Source organism: Rhizobium sp. BK376, from assembly GCF_004341625.1.
Taxonomy (GTDB): Bacteria; Pseudomonadota; Alphaproteobacteria; order Rhizobiales; family Rhizobiaceae; genus Rhizobium.
Map to the genome: position 1 here is coordinate 59,243 of NZ_SLZG01000019.1, position 20,877 is coordinate 80,119.

Sequence of the window (20,877 nt, forward strand, 5' to 3'; positions counted from 1 at the left end):
GGCAACGATGAACGGTGTCCATGACATGGGCGGCATGCACGGCCTTGGCCCAATCGTTCACACTCCCGAAGAGCCCGTGTTCTTCAACGAGTGGGAGGGTCGCGTGTTCGCGATGCTCGTTTCCGTGAACGGCGTCGGCCATTTCAACACTGACGAATTCCGGCACGCGATGGAGCGCATGCATCCAGTCGAATACATGACCGTGAGCTACTACGAACACTGGCTGCATGCCACCGAGACGCTGCTCCAGGAGAAGGGAACGATTACGGCCGAAGAGCTGAAAGCAGCACTGGCCAAGGTGAAGGAAGCGCACGCATGACCCTGCCCGTTCTCACAGCCGACATCGTGCCGTTCGCACTCAGCCGCGGCACACCCACCAAGGTCGATCTGCCAATCGAACCAGCGTTCGTGGTCGGTCAACGTATCCGGACGAAGACGATCCAGCCGCTCGGCCACACGAGACTGGTTCGCTATGCCCGTGGCCGCGAAGGTGTGATCGCGGCAGATCTCGGTGTCTTCACCCTTCCGGACACGATGGCCCACGGCGACATTCAGTCTCCGCAGCACGTCTACAGCGTCAGCTTTACCGCCCAGGAGCTCTGGGGACCGAACGCGGATCCTCTGAACACGCTCCGGCTCGGACTTTGGGAAGAATACCTCGAACCGATCGAAGGAGCCGCCTGATGATGACCGACTCCAAACGGCTCCCGACTCCAAACGGTGGCAAGCCGTTCGAGCACCCCTCGCACGCCCAGGCGTTTGCCATGGTGGTGCGTCTGAATGAAACCGGGCTCTTTGCCTGGGACGAATGGGTCGAGGTTTTGAGCGATGAGATCGCGCGCTCCCCTGTGACACCCGACGAGACTGCCGATCAGGCCTACTACAGACAGTGGGTATCAGCGATCGACCGCCTTCTGATCTCGCTGGGCGTCCTGACTGAGGGCGATATGACGGAGCGCGCGGCCGTTTGGCGCCAAGCATATCTGAACACGCCACATGGTGAACCTGTCGCTTTGGCGAACGCCACCTGCGCTCCCCGGCACACCCACCATCATTCGCGAGTACGCGGCCCGATCGCAGTCAGCACGGCTAGCGTTCAAGCCCCCGAAACCAGTACGGCATAGGAGACGACATCATGACGGAAGCTATCGCCATACCAGTCGCAGGCACCCTGCCCGCCCCTGTACCGATCCGCGAGCTGATCCCTTGGGCCATCTTCGGCGGCCTGCTCTTCATGCTCGCCATCTACTTCGTCGGCACCGAGGAAGGCGCCACCGCCGTCTTCGACAGCACGTACGTGCATGAATTCGTTCACGACGGACGCCACCTGCTCGGCTTTCCCTGCCACTAACAGCCCTACATCGATTACGGCCGACCACGGCTCATCAACGGAAAGGAAATCAGATGAAAATTGTTCGCAAGGGCTCCGCCGAATGGGCTGGCGGCATGAAGGACGGCAAGGGAGCCATTTCCACAGAGAGCGGTGCACTGAGTGCCTATCCGTATGGCTTTGCATCTCGTTTTGGCGACCTCAAGGGCAGCAATCCCGAGGAACTGGTCGGCGCCGCGCATGCGAGCTGCTTCTCGATGGCGTTCTCGATGGTGCTCGGCCAAGCGGAGCTCATAGCCACCAGCATCAAGACCAACTCCGCGGTGGCCATCGAAAGCGTCGGCGACGGATTTGCGATCACGTCGGCTCATCTGACGGTGGAGGCAAAGATACCCGGAGCGACCGACAAGCTCTTCCAGAAGCTCGCGACCGCAGCCAAGGAAAATTGCCCGGTCTCCAAGCTGCTAAATGCGAACATCACCATGGATGCCGTATTGGTCAACTGATCAATCGCGGTTGGCGGCATCGTCGCCGCCAGCCTGCTTCTTCACCTACGCTCCTGCCCCGCCATCCACGGGGATCACTGCGCCAGTGATGTAGCTTGCCTGGGGCGATGCGACGAATGCGACAACGGCAGCGATCTCCTGAGGTTGCGCATAGCGCCCAAGAGCGGTACCGGACGCCCGTCGTTCCGCAGCCGGGCCGGAATTAGGGTTAATGTCGGTCTCTACTGGACCGATGCCCAATGCGTTGACCGTGATCCGTCGAGCCGCAAGATCTCGCGCTACACCTTTGATGTACCCCTCAACTGCAGCCTTGCTTGAGGCGTAGTCAGCGACGCCGGAACCGCCTACCCGCGTGGCTGCTGAGGATGACATCGCGATGATGCGGCCGTCGTCGCGCATTAACTTGGATGCGGTGCGTATAGTGGCGATCACGCCTTCCACATTGACGACGCGCATCCGGTCAAGTGCCGCGACATCTTCTGCATCGACTGTCGCCGATGCGAAGACGCCCGCATTCGCTACTAGGATGTCCAGCGCTCCCAGCTTTTCGTGAGCCTGTCCGACAGCATTCGTGATCTCATCGGTATCGCTTTGGTCAGCCTTGACTGCATACGCGCGGACACCCTTTTCGACGAGCGCGGCAACTGTTCGCTCGGCTGCGTCTTTGTTCCCCGCGTATGTTATGACGAGGTCTGCTCCGAGTTCAGCCAGCGCTAGCGCGGATGCCGCACCGATACCTCGGGAGCCTCCGGTGACGAGCGCCGCCTTGCCTGCCAGTATTCGAGCCATGTTGAGCCCTCCATGTTGGATTGACGTTAAGGATTATCGCCAGAGGACGACGATCGTCCTGCCTTTGGTCTCGCCCCTCAGTATCGCGCGCGCCCGGTCGGAAAGGTCCTGCAAGCCGACCTCATGGACGGCCACTTCCGGAACCCCATCGGGAAGGACCTCGACCAATCTGCTCCACGCAGCGCTCCGAAGTTCGGTCGGGCAGATTTCGGAATCGACGCCGAGGACGGCTACGCCGCGCTTGATGAACGGCAGCACGGTGGTTTCGAGAGTGCTGCCTCCCACCAGGCCCAGAGATGCGATGGCGCCGCCATAGCTTACGGACGCGAGGACGTGGGCCAGCGTGGTGCCACCTACGTTATCGATGGCGCCCGCCCAGCGTTCGGGCAGCAAGGGTTTATCCGGCGCTGTCTTGAAATGGTTTGCGTCGACGATTTCGTCGGCTCCCAGACCGACCAGGTATTCGGCATCGTTGGGGCGGGATGTCGACGCCGTCACCCGGTACCCAAGTCGGTGAAGGAGTGCGACGGCAATGCTTCCGACGCCCCCGCTCGCGCCGGTGACCAGTACCGACCTTTCCTTTGAGATACCGTAGCGCTCTAAAGCGTTGACGCACAGCATCGCGGACAAGCCAGCGCTGCCATAGATCATCGACTGCCGAAGGCTCATACCGCCCGGGAGCCGGACGAGCCACTCGGAGCGGACCCTTGCCTTCTGGGCATAGCCGCCCCAATGACGCTCACCGACGCCCCACCCAGTGAGGATGACCTGGTCGCCAGGCTGAAAAGCCGGAGCAGAAGATTTCTCAACAGTACCCGCAAGGTCAACGCCCGGAACGAAAGGAAACGTACTCACGAGCTGGCGGTGACCAGATCCCGTGATAGCGAGCCCATCCTTGTAACCGAGGTCCGAAAACGCGACCTTCACCAAGACGTCGCCTTCCGGAAGGTCTACTTCGGACAAGGTTTCGACCCGTGACTCTATGGCGTCGCCAGGCTTCCGTAACACGAGGGCTTCGAACGAAGCCAAGGTCCCACTTGATGTAGTGTCATGAGGCATCCTGCCATTGTCGTGGTCCATCGTAGGCTCCAGAGTTTTCCCGCCGATGCCAATTGAGTACGGCCTGAGGACCACGCTAGCGACCTATACGGATGTATGGGTGCAGACTTCGGCATTGTTGCCGCATCGTTGGAGACTTGATGGAAGAGAAGGGAGGGCAATGTGAGCAACGTGAATTTGACTCGGGTCGTCGTGGAGATCGAACACGTCACGATCACCACCTCTAAACCGTTCGCAGAGACGGCCACCGCGCTAGAGGCTTCAGTGCCACAGGTCGATGATGGCATATGGAAGCGCCTCGAGAACGGCGATGCAGCGAACGTGAGGAAGGAGCTGGAAGCAGGCGCGCCACTGTTGATTTTCGTGAAGCGCGATCACGGAAGCACCGACCAGATGATCGACTACCGTCGGAACTGCTTTCAGTACGAAATCGGCAATCCGCTCACGGCTTCCAAAATGACTAGCAATGTTCTGGCGACCGGGCTTTATGCGCCATTGCGCATCGTGCTCTACGAGAACGAGGACGGGGGATCGACGTTCGAATACGATCTGCCCTCCGCCCAGTTCGGTCAGTTCGACAACGCCGATGTTCTTGAGGTCGGTAAGATACTGGATGAAGAGATCGAGAAGGCGCTGAAGAAGGCTGCCAACTAAAGCAGCGTCACAACCGGGGATCATTCTCCCATCGCTTGAAAATTCCCAAGTTTGAGGCATTCTCGGCTCCCATCGAATACACGCTTTGGGGGCGAATTTGACGGGGACAAGGACGGCGATCGTTGAGGCTGCTGCGGCCGCCACCCCGCTGGCCTTCGTTTACTTCAGCGGCTGGGCGTACCTTTCCGCGTATCTCGGTAAATTCGACATCGACGCGACGCAGGTCGACGTTTCGTTAGCGACCGTCTTGGTCTACGCCTTCGTTCCACTCAATTCCTGGCCCGTCCTCCTCACGATTGCTATTCTCGCGGTCTTGTACCTTTTGTCGGTGTTTGTTCGGCCATTTGCGAAACCCGCCAGGCGAGCGGGGCTCGTTCTGATGCTTGCGGCTCTGGTCGGGTTGCTTTTTGTCGTCAGGTATTCAGCGGATGCGGCTGCCAGCGAGATGGCCAGTTTGGTGTGGCTCGGGCAGAAGTCGATCACCAATGCCGTTGTAAAGCCCCCAGAAAAGACTGATCCAAGTTATGAGGAATACGCGCGGTGCAGGGATACTCGCCGCTTGCGCCAGATCCTCGGCACGACCTCGACAATGTACCTGCTGTGCCGAAACGATGTCCTGCCTTGCTGGCATGCTGTGCTGTTTGCCGTGCGGAATGACGGGACGATCGCCTATTCGGCCGAGAGAAGGAGAAATAACGATGGAAGCATGGCAAGCTGCAAGACTTGAACTCGGTGCGGCCGCGCTGCTGCTCCTGAGCTGCATCGGTCCCGCCCGCGCGCAGGAAAAGCAACCCGTCGAAGCGAAGATCGACATCCGGAAGCTCATGATCGTCGATGGACCGTACGAACTGCAGGGATCGACTGGAATTTACGGGTTCGTCGTGGCGCGGTCCGGCGGCAAGGCTACGTTTCGGCCTTGCACAGGGCCGATGATCGATGTGGACGACAATAGACTAAAGCGGACGAAGTCGACTTGCGCGGATGAGCCGCCTACCGATGGCAATCCATTCAGCGTCGGCTGCGGCGGAGGTGTCGAAGTACCCTCGCAAGTCAAAGCCGCAATCGCCAAGGAAGGGCCGACAAGTGCTTTAGGGACGATCTTCGAGATGCGGAGCACGACTGACGTCCAAGTCTATGCCACTTACGACGACACTGCGGCGAGCAAGATCAAAGGCATCGACCGTATGGCGACGTGCGGAAATTGGAACATCGGCTTCGACGCGAGCGGTACCGATATCATGCACTTCCTTTCGAAGGACGATGCGACCGTGGGGAATTACGGCGACGTGAAGCAATGAGCTGTCGCGACGCTTACGTCACACCTGCAAACATCATGTTCAATGCACGAGCCGCCGATCATTCCAGCCTCGACGACAGCGATTGACTTGCCTGCTCGCGCCTGCTCCATCGCCAATCTCTTTTCCGGTTTTGCCGCGGCCGAATATAAGAATTTTAAAGCGCTCGACTTCGTGGCTCATCATCGGTCCGTTCCTATTCGCGGGAGTTGAATTTGAGACCAATTCCCGCGAGGTCTGTAACCTATACATGCGGATAGTTCGTCGCCGGAGGCTTTCCCTTTAAATCTGATGCCACAAGATCCAGAAGGGTCGGCACGGCTTGATGGTTGTCCAGGGAGGGATGCAGATGGTCGAGAAGCAAAAGGTTGAAGAACACTACAGGAGCGACGCTCTGATGGACCGCCTCCAGGCGGCGCTTTCGGACGCGGGTCTGGGCGACGGGAATTTGACGATCGAGCAATTGGCTCCGCTGGATCAGTTTCATTCGCGGGGGCTGCTGGCGACGGCCGAGCTCGCGAAGGCTCTTTCCCCTCGCGCCAACGAACGCGTGCTTGATATCGGGTCCGGTCTGGGCGGCCCGTCGAGGTATCTGGCGGCAACGTACGGATGCGTCGTCGCTGGGATCGACTTGAGTGAGAGCTTCGTCTCCGCAGCGACATATCTGGCCGGACGCGCGGGCCTCGACGAAATGGTCGCGTACCAGAAGGGTGACGCCCTCGCCCTTCCCTTCGATGACGAAGAGTTCGACATTGCTTGGACCCAGCACGTTGCCATGAACATCGCCGATCGGGCCGAGTTCTATTCGGAGGCGAGCCGCATCCTGCGACCTAGCGGTCGCCTCGCCGTGTACGATGTTCTTGCAGGAGGCGGAGGCCCCCTCGTCTATCCGGTTCCGTGGTCCAAGACCTCGGAGGGAAGCTGTCTGCTCACACAGGACGCGATGAAGTCCCATCTGGCAAACGCGGGGCTTGAGATAATCTCTTGGAAAGATCGAACGGATGCCGCCCTCGCCTGGTTTCAGGCCTTGCACAAGCAACAGGCCGCTCAACCTGCCCTGCCTGTCGGGCTCGATCTTGCCATGGGGCCGGAGTTCAAGATCGCGACAGCAAACCTCGCTCGCAATCTTGATGAAGGACGAGCCGTTTTGATAGAGGCCGTCGCTGTTAAGCGCAAAGTGACTGGGTAGGCGCCCGATGACTGCTTTTGGCGCAATAGGCGGAGCAGGTCTGCCTGGCGTCAGCTTATCCGGACGTTACCTAGTAGCCTCAAATTCTCAATTTCGCCAGTGCATTGTCGAGAGCTTCGAGGTGTGCCGCTGCAATCGCCTCGAGACCTGCTTGCGGTAGGCACGATGTAGTTTGACCAATGCGATTTGGTTGCATCGTCCACGCGCTTCTCGAAGTATTACCGCCAACCACCATCCAGCAGATTGCTGAGCCGCTCGTCCTCTGCTGCAAGTCGCTGCAAAAGTGCCTCGCTGAACAGTCCTTTCGTCGGACGAGGAGCGAGCCCCGCTGCTAGGAATTCGGGCAGGTTTTGCGAACCGAGACTGTCGAGCGCGAGGATTTCAGAGAACTTCTTCGCTCATTCCCCGAGCGGGTCGCTGAGGAGCCCAAGTCTGAGACGTTGAGCCTCACTGGCTTCACGCTCTTTACGAGGTATTCGCGTTACCATATTGATTGGAATTCCGAAATCCATCTCACGAACCCGCGAGGATGCGAGCGATTTTCCTTGCCAGCCGGGTGAACGTTGTCGGAGCTTTCAGACGATTCTTGGTAACGCGGGCACGTGGCGTATTGTTGGAACTCGAATTGTGAGTCGTCAAAGCCTGTCGGCCGAACCTCTTCACGTCCTCGAAGCTTTCGAGACCCAGCTCCGCAGCGATCGGACAGCGACAGGGCGGTCCAAGATCGACCGCCCTCCATTGTGTTCGTACTGAGGTCATTGGATGTCTCCGAGAGGAGCCACGTTTCATGCAATCCGGCGCGTACCCTTGAAGCTCAGATACCCAACGACGAGCGCGGCGATGAACAGCACAGTCTGGGACACAAGAACGGCGGGCTCGTTACCAACGGGAGCAAGATCGTGAAGACCGGGCACCTTCTGAAACGACTGGACGATCAGCACGAGACAGTTGAAGTACAGCAGAGCCAGCGCGCCGATGACGAAGGTGGCGTTCCAGAGGCGAGCCGTCGATGCTCTCTGCCAGGCGAACACGGTCACGAGAAGAATGACGACGTTCAGGATGCCGATGACGATAGCCGGGGTCACGCCATGGAACGGGAAGAGAAATCCTCCGAATAGCGTGATGGCGGCAGTTGCGAGGAAGAGCTTCGTCCATCCATCGGCCGGGCGGCGGTTGATAAATGCCGCGACCATCGCGATCCCTGCGACGATCTCTACCAAGCTGACGAGGACGTGGAAAATTGTATAGGCGAGCAGCAGGTCCATTTTTTCAGTCTCCGTTTTGAGCACCGCAGTGTGTGCTCGCTGTGGCGAATTGCCAGCTATACGAATGGATGGATTTTCGGCGGCGCGGACCTCGCCAAGGAGAGAGAAAGCGAGGATCCGCACCGCCGGGGCAGGTTCAGGCAGCGTCCTGAACCACCACTTCCTTCCGATTCTCGACTTCGACGTTCTGGTTCACCTCCGGTTCCGTACTGGGGGTACGGACCCGGTACCAGATGGCATAGAGTGCCGGAAGGAATAGCAGGATGATGACCGTGCCGACCGCGGTGCCGCCGATCAGCGTGTAGGCCAGGGCACCCCAGAAGACCGAGAAGGTCAGCGGAATGAACGCCAGGACTGCAGCCAGCGCGGTCAGGATGACCGGGCGGGCACGCTGGACGGTGGCTTCGACGACGGCGTGGTAGGTGTCAAGGCCTTCATGCATGTTCGTCTTGATCTGTTCCATCAGGATGAGCGTGTTGCGCATCAGGATCCCCGAGAGGCCGATCAGGGCAAGGATTGCCGTGAAGCCGAAGGGCTGATGGAAGACGATCAGGGTCGGAACGGCGCCGAGCAGACCCAGGGGAGCCGTCAGCAGCACCATGAACATTGCCGAGAACGACCGGACCTGGAGCATGATGACAAGCATCGTCAGCACGATCATGATCGGGAAGACCTTGGCGAGCGCCACGTTGGCCTTCAGGGATTCCTCGACGTCCGCACCGACCTGGATCTTGTAGCCAGCCGGAAGCGACTGTATCAGCGGCTGCAGCGACTTCGTAATCTCGGCCGCCACGTCCGGAGGCTGGACACCTTCCTGCACATCGCTTCGGACAGTGATGGTCGGAGTGCGGTCGCGACGCTTCAGGATCGGGTCCTCCGTCGTCACTTCCATCTTGCCGATCTGATCGAGCGGGATGGTTTTCCCATCAGGCGCGACCAGAGTAAAGTCGCCGAGACGGGCGGGATCGAGGCGTTCCTCGCCATCGCTGCGAGCGACCACGGCCACGTTGCGGATGTCTTCGCGGACCGAGGTGACGTTCACACCAGTCAGGAGGAACTGCAACTGCTGGGCGGCCTGCACCGGAGAGAGACCGATGAGCTTGAGGCGTTCCTGGTCGAACACGAACTTCACGGAAGCGACGCGTTCGCCCCAGTCACGGTTGACGGTGCGGGTATGCGGGTTGGCGCGCATGACTTCGAGAACCTGGTCAGCAATGTCGCGGACCTTGGCTTCGTCGGGACCCATGACGCGGTATGCCACGGGGAATTGCGAGTACGGGCCGAATACGAGCTGGGTGACGCGGACACGACCTTCCGGAGCGAGACCGTCGGCCACCTTTTCGCGGAGGCGGATCTTCAGAGCTTCGCGAGCCTTCGCGTCAGGCGTCAAGACGACAATCTTTGCGAAGGACGGATCGGGAAGTTCAGGCGCGTAGGAGAAGAAGAAGCGTGGAGCGCCCTGCCCAACATACGACGTGACGATCTTGGCTTCGGGTTGCATGCGAACATAGTCCTCGACCTTCTTCACGGCGCGTTCCGTCGCCTCGATGCTGGTGCCTTCAGGCATCTGCACTTCGAGAAGCAACTCGGGACGGTCGGATGCCGGGAAGAACTGCTTCTTTACGACGGTCATGCCAGCGCCGGCGGCGACGAACATGACGAAGACGACGGATGCGACCAGAAACTTGCGACGGACGGCCCACTTTACAATGGCCCGCAGCCGACGGTAGTTCGGGGTATTGTAGATCGCTTCATGACCACCTTCGACTGGCTTGATGGTCGGCAGAAGCTTGACGCCCAGGTAGGGAGTGAATGCGACGGCGACGAACCACGAAGCCATCAGCGCGAAACCGACGATCCAGAAGATGTTCCCGGCGTATTCGCCCGAGCTGGACTTCGCGAAGCCAACAGGCATCAGGCCGATGATCGTGACAAGCGTTCCCGACAGCATCGGGGCAGCCGTATGGCTCCACGCATAGGCGGCAGCATGAATGCGATCCATGCCTTCCTCCATCTTCACGACCATGATTTCGATCGCGATGATGGCGTCATCGACAAGCAGTCCGAGAGACAAGATCAGCGCGCCTAGAGTGATGCGGTCGAATGCACGCTCGGTACCCATCATGATGAGGAATACGATGGCGAGCGTGAGCGGGATCGCAGCGGCGACGATGATGCCGCTTCTCCAGCCGAGGCTGAGCAGGCTCACGAGAAGAACCACGCCGAGGGCGACGAAGAACTTCAGCATGAACTCGTCGACGGCTTCGGAGATGTTCACGGCCTGGTCGGTGACCTTCTGCAGGCTGACACCGAGGGGCAGCGACGAGGTCAGTTCCGAAGCCTTCTGCTCGAGGGCGGCACCGAGGTTGAGACCGTTCCAGCCGTCCTGCATGACGACGCTGAGCATCAGGGCATCTTCGCCCTGATGACGGATGCGGTACGTTGCTGGATCCTCGTAGCCGCGGCGAACGACGGCCAGGTCGGAAAGCTTCATGTTGCGGGTGCCGACGACGATCGGAGTGTCCTTGATTTTCTGGACATCGTCGTAGCCACCATCGACACGGAGATAGACCTGCGGGCCGTTGGTGTCGATCGAACCCGCCGGGGCGACGTTGTTCTGAAGCTGGAGGCTCTGGAAAACGGCTTGGGGGCTGATGCCGAGGCCAGCAAGGCGGGCGTAGGAGAATTCGACGAAGATCTTCTCGGCCTGCTCTCCGAGGATGTTGACCTTCTTGACGCCCGGCACGTGGAGGAACTCCTGACGGAGATCTTCCGCCTGGCGGACCAGCTCGCGGGCAGGCATTCCCTGTGCCTTGAGAGCATAGAGGGCAAAGCTCACGTCCGAATACTCGTCATTAATATAGGGTCCAATCACGCCGCTTGGCAGCTTGAGGGACTCGTCGCCGACCTTCTTGCGGGCCTGGTAGAATTCTTCCGGCACGCTTGAGGGCGGCATGCTGTCGAGAAGGCTAACGGTCATGTAGATGACGCCCGGCCGAGCGTTCGTCTCGACGCGGTCGTAGTAGCGCAGTTCCTGAAGCCGCTTTTCGAGAGGTTCGGCGACGAGCTGCTGCATTTCCTTTGCGGTCGCGCCCGGCCATACGGCGGTGACCGTGAACTGCTTGATGGTGAAGAGCGGATCTTCCGCTCTACCAAGTTTCAGGAAGGCGAAACCGCCTGCTATCGCGATGGCGATGATGAGGAAGAGCGTGATGGCACGTTCCTTGACGGCAAAAGCCGAGAGATTAAAGCCGCTCATTTCGAAGCAATCCTTTCGTCGCCAACGCGGACCGACATGCCTTCGTTGAGAAGATTGACACCTACGGCCACCACGACGGTACCGCGCTCGAGACCCGTGACTACTGCGTTCTCTTCGCCGATTTTCAGAACCTTGACAGGTTCGAAGGCGACTTTGTCGGTCTTCACGACCCACACGCCAGTGCCGGAACCGCGGTCGAAGACGGATCCGATCGGCACGTCAACCGCGGGTTCGGCCGAAGCATTCGTCTGGAGGTCGATCGAGACCTTGATGGTCGACCCCAATGGAACGTCGGCAGCATTCTGCAGCACGTACCGGGCTTCGAAGGTTCTCGTGGCCGGATCGGCTGCGCTGGAGAGCTGGCGGAGGCGGACTTCGATAGGATTCTCGTCCTCGCCATACATTGTCGCGGTTCCGGCTGACCCAATCGCCGGGCGCACTGTTTCGGGAAGGTTGACGCTGGCTTCGCGCTCGCCGCCATGGGCAAGCTTGACCACGGGCTGCCCCGCGGCAACTACCTGACCCGGTTCTGCGAGCGTCTCGGTGATGACGCCATCGGAGTCCGCGACGAGGACCGCATACGAGGACTCGTTCTTGGCGAAGTCTGCATCCGCTGCCGCGGCGTCGAGCTGCGCCACGTCCGTGTCATACGCTTGCTTGGCCTGATCATAGAGCTGCTTGGATGCGGCCCCGACTGCCAGCAGTCTGGCAAAGCGCTTTTCGTCCGCTTCGCTGCGGGCAAGCGCTGCCTTGGCGGAGGTGACGGCGTTTTCCTTTGCGCGCAAGGCGAGACCGAGGTCGACGTCGTCAAGACGCATCAGAGGCTGGCCCTTCCGGACGGTCTCGCCCACGTCGACCAGGCGCTCGACGATCTTGCCGTTCACCCGGAATCCGAGGTTGCTCTCCACGCGAGCCATTACGATCCCGGTGAAGGAGCGCTTCCCGGCGATGATTTCCTTTGCAAGCGCTGTCCTGACCACAGGCGCCTTCAGACGCGGATCACCCGCATCGTCGGCGAAAGCAGGAAGTGCCATCATGATCGTCGATGCGAGGGTCGCTTTCTTGAGGAAGGACAAGACGCCGCCTCCCCCGATCTGCTTCACATTCTTCATTTAAGTCTCTCCTATTTCGGTTGATATCAACCTATCTTGACAATGTTTTCTGATATGTTGTCCGATGTTTGCGGCGTTGCGGCACCCGCTTCGACGCCTCTGGATACCTTGCGCGAATGCATGGTTCGCCAGATCTTCAGTCCCTGCCCTAGGAGTTCCCGCCCGTCTTCAGTGAGGGCGACGGCGCCTCTGCGTCCGCCTCGGGACGGAAGCTTTCTTATTGCCTTCCGCTGCTCGAGCGGACGGAGTGTCGCGGCGACCGTAGTACGGTCCATAACGAGCGCGAAGCCGATCTCGGAGTCGGTCGCGCTCTCTTCGAGCTCGATGACGTAGAGGGTCGCTAGCTGCCAGTTCGTGAGTCCGACCGTGGCCAATGCCTCGTCGTGAGGGATGACTTCGGTTGGCGTCACGCGCTGAAGGCTGAGCCCCTTCGCCTCATCGAATGTGTAGATCCTCTTGAGGGCCATCGACCCGTCTCCATATGAGTTGATATCAACGTATATTGTCCGGCAAAATCACGCGTTTCTTGCTGTGATGATGGCCAAAGCATTAAGGACGCCATCCTTGTCGGAAGCCACTGCGGAGCTAATCTCCGCATTGACGGCCTGCCAGAGCGGATAAGTTTCCTCGAGTACGGCAATCCCGCTCTCGGTGATTTCGATACGGCGGGCACGCGCATCGTCCTCGTCCACCTTGACCGAGATCAGTCCCATTCTTTCCAGCGGCTTGACGTTCGCCGTGATCGTCGTCCTGTCGACAACCAGCGATCGGGCCAGTTCGCTCACGCTCATGCCGCCCGGAACGTTGACCGTCATCAGCAGCGCGAACTGCCAATGGTTCACCCCAGCGTTTCGGAAGGCGTCGTCGAATTTCTTTGCGACCGCCCTGCCCGCTCTGTGGATGTTCAGACCGAAGCAGCTCCGGTCGACCAACAATCTTGCTTGAAAGTCCAGTTCCTGTGTCATTCTTCAAAAATAGGATGATATCAACGTATTGTCAAGCGTGAAATATTCGAGACGCAGATCGGTCATCTATCCAGGGCGGCCGGACCATCCTCAGGCCGAGATCATGGCCGAGCAGATGACCGGTAGACCGTCGATCGTCTGCATCGAGATGAAGGACAAGTCTCCCGTCTTCAGGACGCTCTCAAGGTCACGAAGATCTCGAACAACCTCGGCGACCCCCGGAGCCTGATCACGCATCTGGCGACGACCACCCACCGGAGCATGTCGGAAGGCGCGCGGGCTGAACTCGGGATCACGGAAGGCATCCTGAGATTCTCCGCGGGTATCGAGGACACGACCTCGTGGAAGATTTCGAAAGGGCGTCATCGAGCGTCGCCTAGGCGTCAGCCCGCATGTCCGAAATCGCCGTCTTCTACGACATTGCGACATGAGGGCGCTCTCGGTACCTCACTGTGGTCTCAGGTCTGAAGCTGATGATAACTCCCCGTTAATCGCACAGGACGCAAGGAAATGACCGATTACGACCTCCCAATTCTAATCACCGGAGCCGCTGGCTCCATCGGCTCCGTCGGCAGAACCGCTGCGGAACTGCTTCTGGCCCGTGGCTTCAAAGTCCGTGCCCACGTCCGGACTGAAGACGCTCGCGCTGCAAAGCTTCGCGACCTCGGCGCTGAAGTCGTCGTGGGCGACCTGCTCGATCTCGACGCGGTCCACAGGGCCGTCGAAGGCTGCGAGCACATGTACTTCAGCATGTCGCTATCGCCAAGCTATCTGGAAGCGACCGCGAACGTCGCGGCCGTCGCCAAGCACCATGGCGTAAAGGCCTTCGTGAACATGTCGCAGATGACCGTGAAGGAGATGGACATCTTCAACACGACAACCAGCCCGCAGCAGAAGCACCACTGGCTCGCGGAGCAGATCCTTGAGTGGTCTGGGCTTCCCGTCGTCACCATCCGGCCGACCGCGTTCCTCGAGGCTCTCTATCTCCAGAACGCGGGGACAGTCGGCGCCACGGGCAAGATCCTGGCTCCCTTCGGTGCGGGCAAGAACTCAGCAATCGCTGCCTACGATGTTGCTCGGGTCGTTGCCGAAGTCCTTAGCGATCCCGGCAAGCACGTCGGTGAAATCTACCACCTGACCGGTCCCGTGTCCCAGGACATGGAGGCCGTTGCCAGGGAGTTCTCGGAGGCGCTTGGACGCGAGATCACCTACACCGATGTTCCTGTCGCCATCTGGAAAGAGAAGTTCTCCAGCTTCGGTCTTCCCCAGCACACCGTAGCGCACGTGGCGACGATGGCCGAACTTCACAAGGCCAACCGCTACGACCGATACAGTGACGACGTCGAGAGGGTCACTGGGAAGAAGCCGATGAGCGTGAAGGAGTTCATCGAGAAGCACGCCAAGGCCTTTGCGCCGCCGGCGGCCTGACGAGCGGTCACGGTCGATCCCGGAGCGCACAGCTGCATGCTTCGGGATCAGCTGATCGAAAATCGACACTCCGCGATGTCACTTTTCGGTCCTTTCTAGCCCTTCGGTTATGTCCGAAATCACCCTCTTCTGTGACATTGCTGGCTCCCGGATCGGCATCCTATGGATGTATTCGGCGATGGGGAATCGCTTCATCAACGGAGGGTTGGGATGAAGACCGAGCAAGCCTATGGAGCGGTCGCGTGGAACACTTCCACGAAGAGTGGGAAAAGTCCGGATCACAATGATCCACCATCCTTTAGCGCCTCGCTGGAAGGCCTGCTGAAAGTCGAGTCCCCATCCATCAAGGACGAGGGTGAACCCGATCCGAACGCCTCGATAACCGAGAAAGAGAAGAAAGCGCATGAGGCGGTTCTGGATACGTTTTCGCGGATCTCTACGATGAAACCCGAAGAGTTGATCCGGGCCAAGTATCTGGAGGCGCATCATCTCGCGGAGGATGAGGTCTCGAAGTTGCCACCAGACCAGCGTGCCCAAATTGAGCAGGAGATCGAGGACGAAATAGACCGACAGATGGAAGCAGAGATTCGGCGAAAACACGATGAAGAGCTTCAGAAGGCCCAGAGTGCCTGTGGCCTCGGATCTGCAGATACGCTTGTAGCGGCGGGCCAGGATTAGAACTGAGCCCGACATTCCACTACCACAGTAAGCAAGGGAAAACTCCAATGAAGATCGAGATTGCACATGGCACGCCTGTGCTAGACCCCTTCAAGAACTCGAAGGGAGCCCTGAAAGCCGAAGTCTCATTCGCCTCCTTCATGGACACGACCGCTCTCGGAACTCCCGGAGGAATCACCGGGGGCGAGGACGGTGAAAGCGACCCGGAGGATAACGGCCTGAGTGCCAAGGACAAGAACAGCAGCCAGTCGATCTTGGGCGAGTTTGCCAAGTGGGCGCACATGACGCCTGCCGAGCGGATCCGCGCCCAGTATCTCGAAGCTCACGGTATGTCCGAGGCAGACGTGTCCCATCTGCCCCCGGAAGTCCGGCAGGCGATTGAGGACGAGATCAAGAAGCAGATCGAAGGGCAAACGAGAGAGCAGGCCGCTTCCACCAGCGCTGCGGTGTGACGTCTCCCGGACGCTTCAACGCCTCAGCCGCTGCGGCTGACCCTGATGCCGCTGGCAATGCGCGGAAGGCTTTCGACGCTTTCCGGCGCGAGCTCCCTGGGCAGAAGCTGTCCGGGGAGGTTCTGGTAGGAGACGGGCCTCAGGAAACGCCGAATGGCCATTGTGCCGACCGAGGTCGTCCTGCTGTCCGAAGTAGCCGGGAACGGTCCGCCATGCACCATGGCATCGGACACTTCGACCCCGGTCGGCCAACCATTGGCGAGGATGCGTCCTACCTTTCGCTCAAGGACCGGTAGCAACCGGGAAGCGTCGGAATAGTCTTGCTCATCGATATGGAGCGTAGCCGTCAGCTGGCCCTCCAAGCTTTCCGCCAGTTCGACGAATTCGTCGAGATTCGCGCAACGGATGAGAAGACTGCTCGCACCGAAGACTTCCTCCGCAAGGTGCGGATCCGAGAGGAATTCGGGCACGCTCGTCTCGAAGAACGTCGCCGGGCTGCGATTGACTTCGCCCGACGACTTTCCGACTGCGACCCTCCTGACACCACTGTGCCCATACAGGGTCTGGACGCCGCGATCGAAGGCCGCGTGGATACCGGGGGTGAGCATTGGCCCCGCTTCGGTTTTCGCCACAAGCTGGGCGCTCGATTCGACGAATGCGTTGAGGTCTTCCCCGTCGACCGCCACGAGAATTCCTGGATTTGTGCAGAGCTGCCCTGCTCCGACCGTCAGCGAGCCGACGAATCCTGCGGCGAGCTCGTCAGTCCGCTTCTTCAGGGCTGCGGGGAACAGGAAGACAGGATTCACGCTCGACATCTCCGCGTATACGGGGATCGGCTCCCTGCGCCGGGCGGCGATCTCGCAGAGGGCGATCCCGCCCGCGCGCGATCCCGTGAAGCCGACCGCCTTGATCGCAGGGTGAGCCACAAGTACGGCGCCCGTTTCGTTGGCTCCCGGAAGAAGCGCGAATACGCCTTCCGGAAGGCCAGAATCGATAACCGCCTTGCGCACCGCGCGTCCGGCAAGTTCGCCAGTGCCCGGATGGGCCAGGTGTCCCTTGACGACGACAGGGCACCCCGCTGCAAGTGCCGATGCCGTATCTCCGCCTGCGACCGAGAACGCCAGTGGAAAGTTGCTCGACCCGAATACGGCGACTGGGCCGAGCCCGATCTGGCGGAGCCTTATGTCGGGGCGCGGAAGCGGCTGCCTGTCTGGCATCGCCTCGTCGACGCGGAGATCGAGCCATTCGCCGGAGCGAACGACGCGAGCGAACAATCGAAGCTGGTTGACCGTTCTCGTGAATTCTCCCTGAAGCCGGAACCTCGGCAAGCCCGTTTCCTCGACAGCGCGGTCGAGCAGTTCCGGCCCGATCGCTTCGACATTGTCGGCGATCCGCTCAAGGAAAGCCGCCCTCGCATCGAGGCTGGCGGAGCGATAGACATCGAACGCTTCGTCCGCGAGGCGACAGGCACGATCGACATCGGCTGCGGTCGCAAGCGCGAAGGCTGGGGAGAGCTGCTCACCAGTCGAAGGGTTGGTCGCGCGGAATTCCTTCTCGGATGATGAGGCGGCATCGCCCCCGATGATGGGATCGCCGGTGATTTGAATGGACAAGAGCTTCTCCAATGTTTGGGCTCCCGCTTCCGGAGGACGGGCGCCGTGAGACGATGCGGGCGCGAATGGACTGACGGGAATGCAAAGCGTACTCTCGTTGACGGGCTGAGACTTGTGCCCAAATTTGAGGGATTGCTCGACCCATACTGATGTATAGTTGAGGAGTTTGGTGCGGCAATGAGATCCAGCCGCGTGCCTTGGTGCCCCGCAGAACCGTTTGAAATTGGAAGCCACTGAATGCCTAGGGTCGGTCTCGTCATCTATCCCGAATTCGCTGCCATGAGCTTCGCCGCCATGACCGCGTTCGAGATGGTGAACCTGCGGCGCGGACGCCCCGTCTACGAGATCGAAATGGTCTCCCAACATGGCGGTCTAGTTCGAAGCTCTCTGGGCGCCGATGTCACGACCGCAAAACTTGGCGATACCGAGCTGGACACCGCGATCGTCGCAGGTGCCGACAGGCTGCAGACCTTCGATCAGGGTCTTCTGACGACGCTGCGGGAGACTGCGTCGACGCGAACACGAACGGCAGCGATTTGCACGGGCACCTTTGCGCTGGCGGAAGCTGGGCTTCTCGATGGACGCAGGGCCACTACCCACTGGTACTATGCGACCGAATTCCGTGAGCGCTTCCCGGCCGTGCGTATCGACGAGGACCGGATCTTTATCAACGACGGCGCTTTCTGGACTTCTGCGGGTATGTCGGCTGGAACCGACATGGCGATAGCAATGATCGACGAGGATCTCGGGCCGGACATGGCCAAGGAGGTCGCTCGCATGCTGGTGGTGCAGAGCCGTCGCTCCGGAGGACAGCTCCAATTTTCCGCCCTTCTCGAACTCGACGCCAAGTCGGACAGGATCCAGAACGCCGTCGCCTATGCGCGGGCGAACCTCGGAAGCGGTCTTTCGGTCGAGGATCTCGCCCGGGTCGCGAACCTCAGCTCCCGCCAGTTCAGCCGAGCCTTTCGCGACGAGACGGGACAGTCGCCCGCCAAGGCTATCGAGCGCATGCGTGCTGAGGCCGCACGCCAGATGCTCGAGGAAGGCAGACATCCCATCGAGTATATCGCGAGGGCGACCGGATTTAGCGACAGGGACCGGATGCGTAAGGCCTTCATCAGCCTCTTCGGTCAACCTCCGCAGACGATGCGGCGCGCGGTGAAGGCGGCCCGATCCTGAAGGTGGACCATACGCCTGTATAGCTATCAGTGGACGGTGACTCGGCGCATGGTCCTCCTACCGACTCGGTCCTCCCACGTGTCGGAGCCCGTCCCGGTGCGACGTCCCCCCTCTCGCCGACCGCGGACGGGCCGCGCGCTTCCGAAACCCTGCAGTGCCGACAGCAACAAGCAGTTCGGCTCCAACCATACATCCGTATAGGTTCGAGAATGCCCGCGTGATCGTAAGTTACGGCTTCGAGACAGGAGCGGTCAGACGATAGCGCATGGTGTGCCAATGACGACGGTAGAGAGCATTGCCCCGGCTCCCTCGGCTGAAGCTAAAGTCGCGACCGACAAGATCCTGTTTCTTGCGCTCGCCCTCACCTCATCCTTTTTCGTCACGCTCGCCGCGCAGTTTGTGACCACGAACATCTCCGACCTCCAGGGCGCTATCGGCGCCACACCCGACGAAGCTTCGTGGCTCTCCACGGTCTACACCATGGGCAACTTCGCGGGGATCGTCTGCGCCGCACCGCTTTCGCGGACATTTGGCATCGGGCCGTACGCCTTCGCCAATGCCGTGATCCTCTGCGTGGTGTCGATACTATGCGCGGGTGCGCCCCCACTTGACGTCTTCATTGCGCTTCGCGCAATACAGGGTGTGGCGGCCGGGTGCTTTGGTCCGATCGCCTTCATGTCGGTCTTCATCGTTCTCGGTGGGCCTCGGCTGCCGACGGGGCTTTTCCTTCTGGCCTTCGTTCTTCTCTTCCCGACGACAGTTGGCCCTGTCGCGTCCGGATATCTCGAAGAGTATGTGGGCTGGAAGGCGCTTTTCGTTGCTCAGGCAACGATCGGCGGCCTGATAGCGATCGGCGCGCTGTTTGTGTACCAGTGGCTGCCACCCAAATGGGAATCCTTGAAGATCGACTGGCTGGCGGTCTTCCTGCTGTCCTCGGGACTGGCACTGATGGTTCTTGTCGCCAATCAGGGCACCCGCCGCTTCTGGTATGAAAGCGATATGATCGGCTGGGCGACGGCGGGAAGCATTGGCGCCTTCGCGGGGTTCGCCTTCCTATGCGCGTTCTCGCCGAAACCGATCATATCGCCGAGACTCTTCATCGACCACAATTTCGGCCCACCTGTAGCCCTCAACCTCGTCTTCCGCGCAGGCTTCGCAGTAACGACCTACCTCGTTCCCCAATTCCTTGCGATCGTCCAGGGATACCGCCCGCTCGATATCGCCAATCTACTGATGTGGGGGGTGATGGCACAGCTCCTTGTGCTGCCTCTCGTCTGGGTGCTGCTGCAGGTCCTGGAGACGCGGTTGGTGATGGCGCTCGGGCTGTTGCTCTGCAGCGTCGCGACAGGCGTCCTGCTCGACAGCACCGGGCTTTCGGCAGCCGACCAGTTCCGCATCCCCATCATGGCATTCGGCGTCGGACAGGTCCTGTTCCTCGCTTCCGACGTGATCATCGGCGCCATGGCGATCAAGCCCGCGGACGCGGCTACGGCCGCCTTCGGCTTCAACATGGGAACCCTCGGAGGAACGACGATCGGCGTCGGGCTGGTCAGCGACCTCGTGACGGAACGCGAGAAATTCCATTCGAGCCTTCTGACCGAGACGATATCGCTCTTCGATTACCTGGACGACGCCAGGATCAGTGCGCTGGCAGCCGGGCTGACGAGCAAGCTCGCCGACGAACACGCCGCTAACGTCCAGGCCGTTTCTGTCGTTGCGAACGCGGCCAGGCGGCAGGCGTGGGTGCTTGCCTTCAACGACGGCTTTCTGGTGGTGGCCGGGGTGCTGATCGTGAGCGCGCTCGGCGTTCTGATCATCGGCCATCATCCGCCGCTCGCGAGTATTGGAGATCATGGAAAATGAGATTTGGCTATGCCCTGACTGGCGGCGTCCTGATTGCCGCCTCCACCTTCCTTGTCGCATCCGCGGCTCTGATGCCGGGCACCTGGCTACCGAGCTTCCGCTCCGACATCACCGACAATGCATACGTTCGGGGAGAGATTACGCCCATCAGCCCAAAAATCTCCGGCTATCTCGTGGAAGTGCTGGTGCAGGACAATCAGGCGGTCAAGCGCGGGGACTCCTGTTTCGAGTAGACGACACC

The 20,877-nt window shown here is 60.3% G+C and carries 23 protein-coding genes and 1 pseudogene; 16 read left to right on the forward strand and 8 right to left on the reverse strand.

The annotated features are described in order from the left end of the window. Positions 1–7: 7 nt before the first annotated feature. From EV561_RS38465 to EV561_RS28685, 5 genes are read left to right on the forward strand one after another with little or no spacing between them, the layout of a single operon-like run. Entirely contained in the window at positions 8–319 is a 312-nt protein-coding gene (locus EV561_RS38465) for an SH3-like domain-containing protein (RefSeq protein ID WP_207910606.1), read from the forward strand. Further along, positions 316–684 (forward strand): SH3-like domain-containing protein, encoded by a 369-nt coding sequence (locus EV561_RS38470; protein WP_207910607.1) that lies wholly within the window; start codon positions 316–318, stop codon positions 682–684. Before EV561_RS38465 ends, EV561_RS38470 begins: the two co-directional genes overlap by 4 nt. Further along, a complete protein-coding gene (locus tag EV561_RS28675) occupies positions 684–1,124 on the forward strand; it encodes a nitrile hydratase accessory protein (protein ID WP_132526895.1) in 441 nt (146 codons plus the stop codon). Before EV561_RS38470 ends, EV561_RS28675 begins: the two co-directional genes overlap by 1 nt. A gap of 11 nt (positions 1,125–1,135) precedes the next feature. Then, positions 1,136–1,351 (forward strand): CbtB-domain containing protein, encoded by a 216-nt coding sequence (locus EV561_RS28680; RefSeq protein WP_132526897.1) that lies wholly within the window; start codon positions 1,136–1,138, stop codon positions 1,349–1,351. A gap of 53 nt (positions 1,352–1,404) precedes the next feature. Continuing rightward, entirely contained in the window at positions 1,405–1,836 is a 432-nt protein-coding gene (locus EV561_RS28685) for an OsmC family protein (RefSeq protein WP_132526899.1), read from the forward strand. A gap of 45 nt (positions 1,837–1,881) precedes the next feature. Here the strand turns inward: EV561_RS28685 and EV561_RS28690 are convergent, their stop codons facing one another. Further along, the gene (locus tag EV561_RS28690; RefSeq protein WP_132526901.1) at positions 1,882–2,625 is read right to left on the reverse strand and encodes an SDR family oxidoreductase; all 744 of its coding nucleotides are present in this window, start codon (positions 2,623–2,625) and stop codon (positions 1,882–1,884) included. A 33-nt stretch (positions 2,626–2,658) separates the two neighbouring features. After that, positions 2,659–3,705 carry an acryloyl-CoA reductase gene (locus EV561_RS28695; protein ID WP_348633762.1) on the reverse strand — a complete coding sequence of 349 codons (1,047 nt, stop codon included), beginning with the start codon at positions 3,703–3,705 and terminating at the stop codon, positions 2,659–2,661. A gap of 141 nt (positions 3,706–3,846) precedes the next feature. Between EV561_RS28695 and EV561_RS28700 the strand changes: the two genes are divergently transcribed. From EV561_RS28700 to EV561_RS28715, 4 genes are all read left to right on the forward strand, one after another. Beyond that, positions 3,847–4,338 carry a DUF302 domain-containing protein gene (locus EV561_RS28700; RefSeq protein ID WP_132526903.1) on the forward strand — a complete coding sequence of 164 codons (492 nt, stop codon included), beginning with the start codon at positions 3,847–3,849 and terminating at the stop codon, positions 4,336–4,338. A 97-nt stretch (positions 4,339–4,435) separates the two neighbouring features. Next, a complete protein-coding gene (locus EV561_RS28705) occupies positions 4,436–5,065 on the forward strand; it encodes a hypothetical protein (protein ID WP_132526905.1) in 630 nt (209 codons plus the stop codon). After that, a complete protein-coding gene (locus tag EV561_RS28710) occupies positions 5,037–5,636 on the forward strand; it encodes a hypothetical protein (RefSeq protein ID WP_132526907.1) in 600 nt (199 codons plus the stop codon). Before EV561_RS28705 ends, EV561_RS28710 begins: the two co-directional genes overlap by 29 nt. A 346-nt stretch (positions 5,637–5,982) precedes the next feature. Next, the gene (locus tag EV561_RS28715; protein ID WP_132526909.1) at positions 5,983–6,822 is read left to right on the forward strand and encodes a methyltransferase domain-containing protein; all 840 of its coding nucleotides are present in this window, start codon (positions 5,983–5,985) and stop codon (positions 6,820–6,822) included. 785 nt (positions 6,823–7,607) lie between these two features. Here the strand turns inward: EV561_RS28715 and EV561_RS28720 are convergent. The 5 genes from EV561_RS28720 to EV561_RS28740 form a co-directional block, all read right to left on the reverse strand. Further along, a complete protein-coding gene (locus EV561_RS28720; RefSeq protein WP_132526911.1) occupies positions 7,608–8,087 on the reverse strand; it encodes a hypothetical protein in 480 nt (159 codons plus the stop codon). 136 nt (positions 8,088–8,223) lie between these two features. Beyond that, on the reverse strand, positions 8,224–11,346 hold the full coding sequence (locus EV561_RS28725; RefSeq protein WP_132526913.1) for an efflux RND transporter permease subunit: 3,123 nt from the start codon (positions 11,344–11,346) through the stop codon (positions 8,224–8,226). After that, the gene (locus tag EV561_RS28730; RefSeq protein WP_132526915.1) at positions 11,343–12,458 is read right to left on the reverse strand and encodes an efflux RND transporter periplasmic adaptor subunit; all 1,116 of its coding nucleotides are present in this window, start codon (positions 12,456–12,458) and stop codon (positions 11,343–11,345) included. Before EV561_RS28730 ends, EV561_RS28725 begins: the two co-directional genes overlap by 4 nt. 26 nt (positions 12,459–12,484) lie before the next feature. Beyond that, complete coding sequence (locus EV561_RS28735) at positions 12,485–12,925, reverse strand: winged helix DNA-binding protein (RefSeq protein WP_132526917.1); 441 nt, start codon at positions 12,923–12,925, stop codon at positions 12,485–12,487. Between the two features lie 48 nt (positions 12,926–12,973). Beyond that, positions 12,974–13,423, reverse strand: coding sequence for a MarR family transcriptional regulator (locus tag EV561_RS28740; RefSeq protein WP_132526919.1), 450 nt, complete (start codon positions 13,421–13,423; stop codon positions 12,974–12,976). A gap of 61 nt (positions 13,424–13,484) precedes the next feature. Here EV561_RS28740 and EV561_RS28745 point away from each other — a divergent pair. The 4 genes and pseudogenes from EV561_RS28745 to EV561_RS28760 form a co-directional block, all read left to right on the forward strand. Continuing rightward, positions 13,485–13,803, forward strand: a pseudogene (locus tag EV561_RS28745) (PLP-dependent transferase); the annotation flags it as partial. Positions 13,804–13,933: 130 nt separating this feature from the next. Beyond that, positions 13,934–14,851, forward strand: a complete 918-nt coding sequence (locus EV561_RS28750; RefSeq protein ID WP_132526921.1) for an NAD(P)H-binding protein — start codon at positions 13,934–13,936, stop codon at positions 14,849–14,851. A gap of 210 nt (positions 14,852–15,061) precedes the next feature. Continuing rightward, entirely contained in the window at positions 15,062–15,529 is a 468-nt protein-coding gene (locus tag EV561_RS28755; protein ID WP_132526923.1) for a hypothetical protein, read from the forward strand. A 47-nt stretch (positions 15,530–15,576) separates the two neighbouring features. Continuing rightward, a complete protein-coding gene (locus tag EV561_RS28760) occupies positions 15,577–15,981 on the forward strand; it encodes a hypothetical protein (RefSeq protein WP_132526925.1) in 405 nt (134 codons plus the stop codon). A 23-nt stretch (positions 15,982–16,004) separates the two neighbouring features. Here the strand turns inward: EV561_RS28760 and EV561_RS28765 are convergent, their stop codons facing one another. After that, positions 16,005–17,588, reverse strand: coding sequence for an aldehyde dehydrogenase (NADP(+)) (locus EV561_RS28765; protein ID WP_132526987.1), 1,584 nt, complete (start codon positions 17,586–17,588; stop codon positions 16,005–16,007). Between the two features lie 243 nt (positions 17,589–17,831). On the opposite strand from EV561_RS28765, the gene EV561_RS28770 reads away from it, so the two are divergent. From EV561_RS28770 to EV561_RS37335, 3 genes are all read left to right on the forward strand, one after another. Next, positions 17,832–18,773: a GlxA family transcriptional regulator gene (locus EV561_RS28770; protein ID WP_132526927.1), complete on the forward strand. Its 942-nt coding sequence runs from the start codon at positions 17,832–17,834 to the stop codon at positions 18,771–18,773. A 276-nt stretch (positions 18,774–19,049) separates the two neighbouring features. Continuing rightward, entirely contained in the window at positions 19,050–20,636 is a 1,587-nt protein-coding gene (locus EV561_RS28775) for an MFS transporter (RefSeq protein WP_132526929.1), read from the forward strand. Beyond that, the gene (locus EV561_RS37335; protein ID WP_165927941.1) at positions 20,633–20,869 is read left to right on the forward strand and encodes a biotin/lipoyl-binding protein; all 237 of its coding nucleotides are present in this window, start codon (positions 20,633–20,635) and stop codon (positions 20,867–20,869) included. The genes EV561_RS28775 and EV561_RS37335 overlap by 4 nt, the downstream gene beginning before the upstream one ends. Positions 20,870–20,877: the final 8 nt, after the last annotated feature.